Below are 12173 nucleotides of genomic sequence, written 5' to 3' on the forward strand. Positions count from 1 at the left end.
CTCCCACAGAGGAATGTGGTGGCTTGAGAGGTGGTGCTCAGTAGGAAGCAACCACGATGGACACCCGGCGGTTCTCGGTGCGCCCGGCGCTGGTGCGGTTGTCCGCCACCGGCTGGGTACTGCCCAGGCCTCGGGACTGGATGTTCTGCGCCAGCATGCCAACCCCGACCAATGCCTTGGTCACGCTCTGCGCACGGCGTTCGGACAGCTGCTGGTTATACGCCGCCTTGCCCGACGCATCGGCATGCCCGTCCACCCGCACGCCCCGGATGCCAACGCCAAGCAGCGCCTTGCCGATGCGCTCGACAATCGCCTGGCTCTGGCCGTTGAGGCTATCCAGATCGCTGCCGAACAGCACTTTGCCGGACAGGTCGTAGGCCCAGCCTTCATCGGTGGGAGTGAAGCCTTCGCGCTTGAGCACGGCTATCTGTTCGGGGGTGAGGCCTTTGGGTGGCGCAGTCTGGCAACCGGTCAACGCCAGCAGGGCGAGCAACAAGGCCCAAAGGGGAAAACGTAAAGCTTGCATCACGGGTTCAGCTCCTGTTCTTGATTTCACTGGCGGACCGTTCCGTCTGCGCCACTTGCCAATGGCCACGGCGTTTGCGTTTGGCCTGGTACATCGCCGCATCGGCGGCATTGAGAAGACTGGCGGGGTCAGCGCCGTCGTCCGGGTAATAGGCAATACCGACACTCAGCGAAGTGGCGATACTTCGGCCACTGTCGAGCTGCACCGGCAGCTTCATGCTGGCCACAATCTTTTCGGCAATGTGCTCAGCGTCCTGGCGCGACTGCAGCGGCGTCAGCAGCACGGCGAACTCGTCGCCGCCCAGGCGGGCCACCAGGTCATGTTCGCGCAGCTGGGCACGCACACGGTCGGCCACACTGATCAGCACTTCGTCGCCCACGGCATGGCCGAGGGTATCGTTGATCTGCTTGAAGTGGTCGCTGTCGAGGAACAGCAGCGCCAGATGCTCCTGCTGCCGCGCCGCATTGCGCACGCTGCGGCTCAAACGCCCCTCGAAGAAGGCGCGGTTGGGCAGGCCGGTGAGGCTGTCGTGGCTGGCCTGGTGGGCCAGGGTCTGGTTTTCGTTCTGCAGGTGGCTTTGCCAAACCTCCAGCTCGTCGAGCAGGGCATTGAAGTCGTTGCCCAGTTCGTTTAGCTCGGCAATCGGCGCCTCCGGTACACGCCGGTCGAAGCTACGCTCGCGGCGGGCAGCGTGGGCAACGCTGGCCAGGCCACGCAGAGGGCGGGTGATATTGCTGAGCAGGCGCCGCGACAGGTACTGGGCCGCCAAGGCACTGAGAATGGTGCAGAACAGGATGCCGGCCAAGCCACTGAGCAAGAACAGCAACAGGCTACGGCCCTGACCGACCAGTTCGGTGTGCCCGACTTTTTGCTGCTGGTGCATGATCGGCAGGTTGACCGGATCATCCAGCAAGGCGCTGGCCACTTGCACCTCAAGCTTGGCGAGCATGCCCGTATCGCCGCGCTGCCAGTGCGCCAGCAGCTCGCCTTCGTTGTTGAAGACATTGGCCTCGGCCACCTCTTCATTGCTGGCGATCAGCGCCAGCGATTCGTTGGCTGCGGCGCTGTCGTCGAACACCACAGCGGCTTCCACGGTGTAGTTGATGGATCGGGCGATCAGGTGCAGGTTGTGGTTGGCGTAGACGCGCAGCGCGAGCACACCCAGCAGGGTCAGCGAGATACCGGCCAGGCCGACAGCGAGCAGGGCGACGCTGAGGTGGCCACGGCCCAGCACCGAGCGCAGGGTGGGGCGCACGCCAGGCTTGCGGCTGGCCTTCATGGCTGCACCGCCCGGCGCCGCGACAGTTGCAGCACGCTGGGGTGGATGCGCACGCCGGAACGCGCCACCGAATCCAGGTTGACCTCGAAGGCCACCTGCTGGTCACTGACCCGCAAGCAGAACAGGCTGCCAACGGTGCAGGGGTCGTTCGCTTCGCTGATGCTCAGCACCGGGTGACCGCTGACACGTTCGAACAGCTTGTCGCGCTGGCCCTGGTCGAGCTTGCCGATGTAGATGGCATCACAGGCCTGGGCGACCTGGGTATCTTCTGCCAGCAACCGCCGAACTTGCAGCGGGCGGCCGGACTCCTGCACATGGCCTTTGATCAGGTCATCGGCGTACTCGGTCGGGCCGACCAGGCACAAACGCAAGGGTGAGGGTTCGACGGGCCAGCGGGCGTAGCTGAAGATGCCCAGTACGACCTGGGTGACGGCCTTGGCGCGTTGCTGCGCCTGGGCGGCGGTTGTGGCGGTGTCTGCCCGGGCGGGGCCTGTAACAATGAACAGGGCGGCCAGCAATAGCGAAAGCGCACAGCTTGTCACTCGCCTTGCGGCCACGTTCATGTGGGGAATCTCTTATCGTCCTTCCCGGTATCGGCGCAACGATAGCACATGGCCGCATCAATGTAGGAATGACACTGATCTCGCAGGCACATGCGATCCTTGTGGGAGCGGGCGTGCCCGCGAAACAGGCACCGCGGTGGTTGGCACGGGCTGCGCCCGTGTTCGCGGGCACGCCCGCTCCCACAGGGGATCTCCAATTGCTTTTCGGCAGGGTCAAACCTGTTCGAGCATCAACCCGGAAATACGCCTTACCTTGCGCGCCACCGCCTCTTCGAAAATGCCCTGGCGTGGCTCGACCAGGCTGAAGCAGTGTTTTGCACGGGTGATGCCGGTATACACCAGTTCCTTGGTCAACACCGGGTTGAGTGCGTCCGGCAGCACCAGTGCCGTGTGGCTGAACTCCGAGCCCTGGGACTTGTGCACCGTCATCGCAAAGACCGTTTCCACTTCATTGAGCCGGCTGGGCAGGACGAAACGCACGCCGCCACTGCCGTCGTTACGCGGGAAGGCCACGCGCAACAGTGGCTCACCACGCTCATCCGGCAGGCGCAGGGCGATGCCGATGTCACCGTTCATCAGGCCCAGGCCGTAGTCGTTGCGCGTTACCAGTACCGGGCGCCCTTCGTACCAGGGCTGCTGGCTGTCGATCAGCCCGGCATTGTGCAGCACCCGCGCCACGCGCTCGTTCAGGCCCTCGACACCCCAGGCGCCCCGGCGCACCGCGCACAACAACTGGAAGTCCTCGAAACTGTGCAGCACCCTGCCCGCCCACTGCTCCCACGCGGGGTCGTCGAATGCGGTATTCAGTGCCGGCCGGTAGCGGCCAAGGGTGCGCAAGTAGCTGCGATAGCCCTGTGGGCCATCCGCGCCGCGGTTCAGGCCGTCGAGCAGCAGGCGGTCAAACGCTCGGTCCTGCTCGTGCTTGAGGGCAAGGCTGTGCACGTCGGTCGGCGGCTTGGCCAACAGGTTGCGCGCTGCGTGGGACTCCTGCCGGTTGACCAGCCGCGCCAGCTGGCCAATACCGCTGCCTTCGCCAAAGCGCCGCGAGAAGCGCAGCATGACCACCTGCTGGGCCAGCGGGTTGCGTTGTTCATCGCCGGCCTTCAGGCCACTGCCGGCTAGCGACTCGCCGCCAATCTGCTCCAGCCAGGCCTGGGTCGCCGCCGAGTAACAACCCTCCTCGGCATCACGGCACAGGTCGCCCAGTACCGCACCCGCCTCGACCGAAGCCAGCTGGTCCTTGTCGCCAAGCAGCACCAGGCGTGCGCGTGGTGGCAGGGCATCGAGCAGGTTGGCCATCATTTCCAGGTCGATCATCGATGCTTCGTCCACCACCAGCACATCCAGCGGCAGCGGGTTGCCGGCATGGTGGCGGAAGTGCCGCGAGCCGGGGCGGCTGCCAAGCAGGCGGTGCACGGTGCTGACCTCGGTGGGGATCTGCCCGCGTACCTCGGCGCTGACCTGCAAGCGCTCGACCTGTTGGCCGATGGATTCTGTGAGGCGAGCGGCCGCCTTGCCGGTCGGCGCAGCCAGGCGAATGCGCAGCGGCCTGCCCTGCTCCACCGCGGGGGCCTGCAACAACGCCAGCAGGCGCACCACCGTGGTGGTTTTACCGGTGCCGGGGCCGCCGGTGATGATGCTGAAACCGGCACGGGTCGCCAGGGCGCAGGCAAGCTTCTGCCAGTCCACCTGGCCTGCTTGCGCACCCGCTTCGAACAACTGTGCCAGGCGCTCTGGCAGGTCGGCCGGTGGGGCCTCGGCCTGGGTCAGGCGCTGACGCAAGGTATGGTCGATGCGCCGCTCGTAGCTCCAGTAACGACGCAGGTACAAGCGCTGGCTGCTGAGCACCAGCGGCCGGGCTTGCTGGCCTGGGGTATCGCCGATGGCCACCAGCGGGCTGGCGGCAATGCGCTGGCGCCAGGCCTGCAGATCGAGGTTGGCCAACAACTGCGATGGCAGCAGCAGGGGGCCGGTCAGGGCGTCGCCTTCGGGCGGCAGCGACAAGGCAAAATCGGGCTCAGCCAGGGTTTGCTGCAGGTCCAGGCAGACATGCCCATGGCCCAGCTGGTGACTGGCCAGCGCCGCCGCCAGCAATAGCAACGGGTCACTGCCGGGGTCGCGCTCTTCAAGGAACATCACGAACGCGCGGTCCAGGGCACGCAGCCAGCCCCGCTCTACCCAGCGGTCGAGCAGTTGCAGCAGGTCACCGCTGTCATGCTGCGGCGCCAGCGCCAACAGGTGCTCGGCGTGCAGCGGGGTGGGTAACAGGTCGACCAGCTTTCGGCTCATGGCGCGGCTCATATCAAAGCTCCGGCAAACAAATCCTGCTGGGCGGGCGCACGCTCACCGCGGAACAACGCATCCAGGCTTTCGATCAGCTCGCGTGGCGGCTTGGTGTGGTACACGCCATGGCCGCTGCTGCTGGCGCCGCGCAGGAAGATGAACAGGGCGCCGCCGACATGGCGGTCGTAATCGTAGTCCGGCAGGCGGGCACGCAACTGCCGGTGCAGTGCCAGCAGGTACAGCACGTACTGCAGGTCGTAGCGATGCTCGATGATGGCCTTTTCCATGGCCATGGCGTCGTAGGCCTGGATGTCCGGGCCCAGCCAGTTGGACTTGTAATCGGCCACGTAGTACCGCCCGTCCAGCTCGAACGCCAGGTCGATGAAGCCCTTGAACATGCCGTTGAGCACGGTCGGCTGCGCCGCAGGGCGTGCCAGGCCGGGGTGGGTGTGGCGTGCGACCAGGCGGTCGAGCTGTTCGGCATCGACCTGGTGGCTGGCGAACCAGAACTCCATTTCGATCTGGTAGTGCTGCAACTGCGCGAGGGTCACGCCCTGCTGGTTGCCCGGCAACGGCAGCGCCTCGACCAGCAGGCGTTGCAGCCACTGCTCAAGGGTGGGAATCCAGCCCGTCCAGTCACGGCGGTTGCAGCGCTGGCCAACCGTGCGTTCGATCAGCTGAGGGTTGCTGCTGACCTGGCCGAACCCCTCATGGCCCGCCCATTCCAGCAACCCATGAAGGAAGGTGCCTGGGTTGGGCCCACGCGGGAAACGGTGGATATCGCCGCTGTCGGCCGGGACCTCGCGCAGTACCTGGGCATCAGCCACTTCGTCATCCAGCAGTTGCTGGGCCTGCGAGCTGTCGGCAATGAGCGTCTGATCGCCGACGCGCAGGGCACTGTACGAAGCGATCCACCAGTGCTCGGCAGCCGAGCGGCGCGGTTTGCGCGCGGGCAGCAGCTCACGCTCGGCGTGTGGCATGCGATACACCTGCTCGTCTGCCTGCGGCAGGCCTGGGCACGCGATGTGCGGGCAGGCCGCCGCCAACGCCTGCAACCACTCGCCAAGTTGCCCGGAGCTCGCCAGGGCAAGGCCACCACCCAGCAAGTAGCCAAATGCCGAGCGGTGCAGTTGCGAACTTTTCTGGTTGCCGCGTTTGAGGTCGGCAACACCCAGCCAGCAAGCATGCTGGGCACGGGTCAGGGCGACGTAGAGCAGGCGCAAGTCTTCTGCCAGGCGCTCGTCGTCGGCACGCTCGATTTGCGCCTGGTCGGGTGTAAGGGTGAGGTGAGCGTTGCCTTGGCTATCATGCCAGGCCAACGGCAGGCGGCTGCCGTCCACCGGTTTGCTGGTGCAGATGAACGGCAAGTAGACCAAGGGGTATTCCAGGCCCTTGGACTTGTGGATCGTCACCACCTTGACCAACTGTTCGTCGCTTTCCAGGCGCAGGATCTGCTCTTCACCCGCCTGCCCGGAGCTGGCCAGGTGCTCGCCCAGGTGCCGGATCAGCGCCTGTTCACCGTCCAGCTCACCGGACGCCTGCTGCAACAGCTCGGCCAGGTGCAGCAGATTGGTCAGTACCCGTTCGCCATCACTGCGACGGATCAGCGTGCGCGGTAGCTGGAAGTCGTGCAGCAGGTGCCGCAGCATCGGCAGCACGCCCTGACGTTGCCAGGTGTCACGGTAATGACGAAAACGCATGACCCAGCCTTCCCAGACCCGCTCGTCCTGGTTCAACCGGTCCAGCGCGGCCAGCGACAGGCCCAGTGTAAGGCTGGCAAGTGCAGCCTTTAGCAGGCGCTCCGAGTCAGGCTCGGCGCAGGCCTTGAGCCAGGCCAGCAGGTCGTGGGCTTCCTGGGCGGCGAACACCGAGTCTTTATCGGACAGGTACACGCTGCGCACGTCACGCGCAGCCAGTTCGGCACGGACCATCTGCGCTTCATGGCCATCACGCACCAGGATGGCGATGTCCGAGGGCAGGCACGGGCGCAATGTGCCCTCGCCGTTCTGGAAGCCCACCGTGCCCTGTTGCCCGCCATTGAGCAAGGCGACGATATGGCTGGCGCAACTGGCGGCCAACTGCTGGCGGTAGACGCTGCTGGACACCGGCTCTTCGCTTTCCAGCTGCCAGCACTGCAAGGCTGCGCACGCTTCACCGTCGACCAACAACTGTTCGCCACGGCCTTTGGCGCGCACCTCGATGAACGGCAGCGGGTTGTCATCGGCCTCGCGGAACAGGAATGCACCCCGCCCCGTTTCACGCGCCTCGGCCTGCAGGAACACCTGGTTGACCGCCGCAACCATGGCCTTGCTGGAGCGGTAGTTGGTGTCCAGGCTGTGCAGGCGGCCGCTGGTGGCGCGCCGGGCAGCGAGGTAGGTGTAGATATCGGCACCCCGGAAGGCGTAGATCGCCTGCTTGGGGTCACCAATCATGAACAGGCCGGTTTGCGTGCGGTTTTCGCTGATCTGGTAGATGCGTTCGAAAATGCCGTACTGCACCGGGTCGGTGTCCTGGAATTCGTCGATCAGCGCTACCGGGAACTGTTCGCGGATCAGGCTGGCCAAGCGCTCACCTGCCTCGCTGGCCAAGGCGTACTGCAAGCGCACCAGCATGTCATCGAAGCCCATCTCCGCACGCCGGCGCTTCTCTACTTCGAACCGTGCCGATACCCAGTTGGCAGCATGCTCGAGCAAAGGCGCATCCGGGCTTTCCAGCGCCTGCAACTGCTGCTGCAAGGTCTGCATGGCGTTCAGGGCCGGGTGCTCGGGTGGCTCGCCTTTCCAGGCTTCGGCCATGCCCGCCGGGGTCAGGCGGGTGAAGCCTGTACCCAGGTCGAGCTCCACCAGTTGCTCATCGCCCGCCCAGGCGCAGAGCTTGTCGAACCAAGGCTCGAAGTAGCGGGCCTGCATCTTGCGGCCGTCGACCTGTTTGGCGGCCAGTGCATCGCGGCAGATTTGCCGCAGCTCCTCGGACCACTGCGCCCACGGCGCCTTGAGCCGGGCCAGTTGCTCACCACGTTGCTGTAGCGATGCCTGGATCAGTGCGGCGGGTTCTGGCCCATCCTGCAGGGCACGCACACGGCCGAACAGCGGGCGGATGCGTGGCAGCAAGGCATCGGGGCTGACCCAGTGGCTGCGCACCCAGGCCAGCGCCTCGCCTTGCATGCCATAACAGAAACGCCGCCAGTAATCGCGCATCACCTGGCCCAGCAGCTCGCTGTGGTCGGTTTCCAGGGTCTGGGTGAACAGGCTGCCACTGTCGAAAGCATGCTCGCGCAACATGCGCTGGCACCAGCCGTGAATGGTCGACACGGCGGCTTCGTCCATCCACTGCACGGCGATTTCCAGGCGGCCTGCACAACGCGGCCAGGCCTCTTGCGGGTAGTCATCACGCAACTGGTGCAGCAGCGGGTCGGCCGCCTCCAGTTCGCCACGGAAGAAGCGGGCGGCTTCGGCCAGGCGGGCGCGGATACGTTCGCGCAGTTCTTTGGTGGCGGCGTCGGTGAAGGTCACCACGAGGATCTGCGGAGGCAGCAGCTCGCGATCGAAGCCTTGCTCACCACCATGGCCGAGGATCAGCCGCAGGTAGAGCGCCGAAATGGTGAAGGTCTTGCCCGTGCCGGCGCTGGCCTCGATCAGCTGGCTGCCATGCAGGGGGAAACTCAATGCCAATGGACGTGCCTGGGTCATGCGCCTTTCTCCGGGTTGCCCAGGGTTTGCCAAGGGGCGGTGAACAACGGGCGGTACAACGTTTCGCACCAGCCTTCAAAGGTTTCGTCAGCGGTGAGTGCGGCAAAATCGCGGAACTGGCGTGCCAGGGCGATGCTCTCGCTACGCTCGCCAAAGCTGGTGCGCTCGTCACCCTCGTAGGCGCGGGCAGCCGCTGCCAGGGCCTTGTCGGCATCGTCCTGGGCCAGCCAGGCGAATGCCGTCTTGGCCGCAACCGGCAGCGGCGCGTTCATCGCCGCCTGGCGGGCCACCAGCAGGTCGCTCAGTAGCTGCGCGGCCTGGTTTTGCGGCAACGGTGCCAGCAACAAGGTCAGGTCACTGGCCACCAACGCACTGTTGTAAGGGTAGCCCGCAGCGCAAGCCGCCAGGTGCGTGACCCAGGGCGCAATCAAACGGTGCCACTTGAGGTTGTTACGCCCGGCGCTGATGGTGTTGGGTACGGTGGTGATGCTCAGCAGGCTGTGGTCAGGCGCCTGGAACACCCGGCCCAGCCAACCTTCAAGGCGATGCTGGCCGTGCTCGAAATGCACCGGCAAGGCGCCCTCGACCAGTTGCGGCCAGCGTTGTAACAATTGGCCGTGGCGTTGCAGCAGGTCGGGTAGTGGTTCAATCAGTTCGCTTTGCAGCAACTCGCCGAAACCGGCCAGCGGCAGCAGGCCACAGGCTTGCAGGCGACGGGCCTGGGCGTGCAAGGCTTGCTCGGCGTTATCCGGCTCGGACAAGGCTGCACCCAGCAAACTTTCACTGGCGCCGTAGCGCTGCAGGGTGTCGAGGACGAAGGGTTCTTCGTCCGGGGTGGGTGCCTCCAGCGCTTCGAAGTACACCTTCAGCCGCTGACTGAAGAAATGCCGCACCGGGTGGCGCAGGAAGTCGTTCAGCTGGGTCAGGGTCAAGGCTTCATCGTCGTGATAAGGCGCCAGGGTGGAGTCACCCTGCTCGTCTTGCTGGTCCTGCCGGTGCAGCACCTGCCATTCGTGGGCAAAGCTGAACAGCGGGCTGCCTTTCTGGAAGTAACGCGGGCTGAATGGCTGCAGCGGGTGCTCCTGGGTCATGGTATGCAGTAGCTGTTCGCCCGGTTGCGCAGGCTGCCCTTGCTCCGCACCGGCCAGCTGCCAGCCAGCGGCGAGGTGATCGCGCAACTGACCAATCAGGACCGAGGCCGGGCGTTCGCTGTTGTCGCGGATACTGCGCCCGACCCAGCTGACATAGAGCTGGTCACGTGCCGACAGCAGTGCTTCGAGCAACAAGTATCGGTCATCCTCGCGGCGCGAGCGGTCACCTGGGCGGTAGTCGCTGGCCATCAGGTCAAAGTCCAGCGGTTGCTGGGCACGGGGGTAGTCGCCATCGTTCATGCCCAGCAGGCAGACCACGCGGAACGGTATGGCACGCATCGGCATCAGGGTGCAGAAATTCACCGCGCCGGCGAGGAAGCGTTGCGACAACTTGCCTTGGTCCAGGCCCGAGAGCCAGGCTTCACGCACCACGGTCAGCGGTAGCGGGTCAAGCAGGCCAACCGCCTCGCACACCTCAAGCCAGCTGTCGCGCAGGTCCTGCAACTGCATCAGCAACAGTTCATCACGCTCGCCCTCGGCAAGGAAGAACACCTGCAACAATGCATGCAGGCGCTCGCCCCACTGCCTGACGGTAGCAGGTTCGGACAAGGCCTGACAGGCCACTTCGAGGGCATCGAGCAGCGCGGCCAGCGGGCCGATCAGTGCCGCATCCAGGCCACCAATTTCATCGTAGGGCTCGATACCATCACACGCGTCACCCATACCCACCGCGTATCCCAGCAGCATGCGCCGCAAGCCGAAACGCCAGCTGTTCTGTTCAAGCCCGGCGGGCAAGCCCAGGCTGGCTCGCTGCTCGGCATTGAGCCCCCAACGTATGCCGGCACCCTCGATCCAGCGGTGAAGCGTGGGCAGGTCGTTTTCGCGGATGCCGAAGCGGGCGCGGACTGCCGGAACATCAAGCAGGTCGAGCACTTCGCTGACCGCAAAGCGGCTGTCCGGCAGCTTGAGCAGGTGTTCGAGGGCAATCAGCAATGGCTCGCGGCCGCGCTGGCCCTGGTCGGTGAGGGTGAAGGGGATAAAGCGCGGGTCGTTGCGCTGCAACTGGCCGAATACGGCGCGGATATGCGGCGCGTAGGTGTCGATGGCCGGCAGCATGACAATTACGTCACGCGGGCGTAGCGTGGGGTCGGCGCTGAAGCGGGCCAGCAACTGGTCGTGAAGGATCTCCACTTCGCGTTGCGGGCTGTGGGCAATGTGAAAACGAATCGAGCGGTCTATCGCTGTATCGACGGGCGACCATAGCTCGCGGGTTTCGGCGAGCGGGCGCAGTTCGAGGATGTCGTCTTGCAGCTGGTTCAGCAGCGTGGTGGGCGAGCCGTCGCTGAACAGGTCGATGCGACCATCGCTGAAAACACCTTGGTAGCTGCCTGGATCGTCGTAGCTGTCGAGCAGGTTGATATAGTCCCGGCCTTGTTTACCCCATGCCGCCAGCAACGGGTGGGCGTGCTGATGCAACGACTGGTCGTCCAGTTGCAGGGGCATGCCCTGTTTGCGTTGCTGGCGCTTGTATTGATGGCGCAGCAGGTCCTTGTCGGCAACGATATCGGCCCAGTGGTGGCGGCAGGGGTTGTGCACGCACAGCAGCACCTGACTAAAGCGCGCCAACCCGGCCAGTGCTTCCAGTGCCTGGGCTGGCAGCGAGGAAATGCCGAATACGATTACCCGCGATGGCAGCCCGGCAGGTGCCTCCTGCAGGCTGTTGATACGCTCGATAAAGCGTTGATGCACACCGGCGCGGCTCTGTGCCATACCCGCTTCGCCGACATCGTCCAGCAGCGCACGCCACAGTTCGGCTTGCCAGCGGTTGCCCCCGGGCAGCGCCTTGCGCTCGCCCCGTGCAGTATTGAGGATGTGCTCGCCCGCAGCCCAGTCCTTGAGCCAGTCAGCACGGTAGACCTGATACTGGTCGAACAGGTCGGCCAGCCGCTCGGCAAGTTGGTAACGCTTGCGCAGGTCGCTGTCATCGGTAAGAAAACGCCGCAGCGGCTCGAAATGCGGGCGCTCGATCAACGCTGGCAGCAGGCGCATGAGACGCCAGGTTAGCGGTGCCTTGTCGAGCAGGGAAACTTCCGGGATCTCGTCGCGGCCAAGCACGCTCCGGTACAGCGTCCACATGAAGCTGCCAGGCAATTGCACATCGATTGCAGCAGCGATGCCACAGCCGCCCAGGTCGTCTGCCAGCGGGTCTTCGGCCAGGGCCAACTTGAGCCATTGGGCGATGCCATTGCTTTGTACCAGCGCGATTTCGTTTTCCAGCGGCGCCAGGGGGTAACGGCGCATCCAGCTCACCACCAGGCTGCGCAGGTCGTCGAGGCGGTTGCCGTGGACGATCATGAAGCCGGGGTGGAGATGGGTGTTGTGGGGCATCGGAAACTCTCTGGCAGGCGCTGAGGTCGGTGGGGGGAACGATATCACGCGGGGTGCGTTACCTGTGGGAGCAACCGTCTTGCTCAATTTCTGAATGCTGGCGCAAATCCCTGTGGGAGCGGGCGCGCCCGCGAAGCAGACAACGCGGTGGATGGCACCGGCTTTGCCGGTGTTCGCGGGCGCGCCCGCTCCCACAGGGATTGTTGTGAGGCCAGGGGACTTTTTTGGGCCAACAAAGACAAAACCCCTACCTGCATGTGCAGATAGGGGTTTTGCGAAATGAATCTTGACGATGACCTACTCTCACATGGGGAAACCCCACACTACCATCGGCGATGCATCGTTTCACTGCTG

Annotated in this window: 6 protein-coding genes; all 6 read right to left on the reverse strand. The window is 65.0% G+C overall.

Annotation, left to right across the window (positions count from 1 at the left end; all coding sequences use genetic code 11):
- Positions 1-37 precede the first annotated feature (37 nt).
- A complete protein-coding gene (locus tag ACIQUI_RS10900; protein ID WP_403198074.1) occupies positions 38-529 on the reverse strand; it encodes an OmpA family protein in 492 nt (163 codons plus the stop codon).
- Between the two features lie 4 nt (positions 530-533).
- Positions 534-1805, reverse strand: a complete 1272-nt coding sequence (locus tag ACIQUI_RS10905; protein ID WP_403198077.1) for a diguanylate cyclase domain-containing protein — start codon at positions 1803-1805, stop codon at positions 534-536.
- On the reverse strand, positions 1802-2368 hold the full coding sequence (locus tag ACIQUI_RS10910) for a YfiR family protein (protein WP_403198079.1): 567 nt from the start codon (positions 2366-2368) through the stop codon (positions 1802-1804). Before ACIQUI_RS10910 ends, ACIQUI_RS10905 begins: the two co-directional genes overlap by 4 nt.
- 213 nt (positions 2369-2581) lie before the next feature.
- Positions 2582-4657: an exodeoxyribonuclease V subunit alpha gene (gene recD / locus ACIQUI_RS10915; protein ID WP_403198082.1), complete on the reverse strand. Its 2076-nt coding sequence runs from the start codon at positions 4655-4657 to the stop codon at positions 2582-2584.
- An 8-nt stretch (positions 4658-4665) separates the two neighbouring features.
- The gene (gene recB, locus ACIQUI_RS10920; RefSeq protein WP_403198085.1) at positions 4666-8340 is read right to left on the reverse strand and encodes an exodeoxyribonuclease V subunit beta; all 3675 of its coding nucleotides are present in this window, start codon (positions 8338-8340) and stop codon (positions 4666-4668) included.
- Positions 8337-11819 (reverse strand): exodeoxyribonuclease V subunit gamma, encoded by a 3483-nt coding sequence (gene recC / locus ACIQUI_RS10925; protein ID WP_403198088.1) that lies wholly within the window; start codon positions 11817-11819, stop codon positions 8337-8339. The genes recB and recC overlap by 4 nt, the downstream gene beginning before the upstream one ends.
- Positions 11820-12173: the final 354 nt, after the last annotated feature.

It is taken from the genome of Pseudomonas sp. NPDC090592 (assembly GCF_044769185.1).
Taxonomy (GTDB): domain Bacteria; phylum Pseudomonadota; class Gammaproteobacteria; order Pseudomonadales; family Pseudomonadaceae; genus Aquipseudomonas.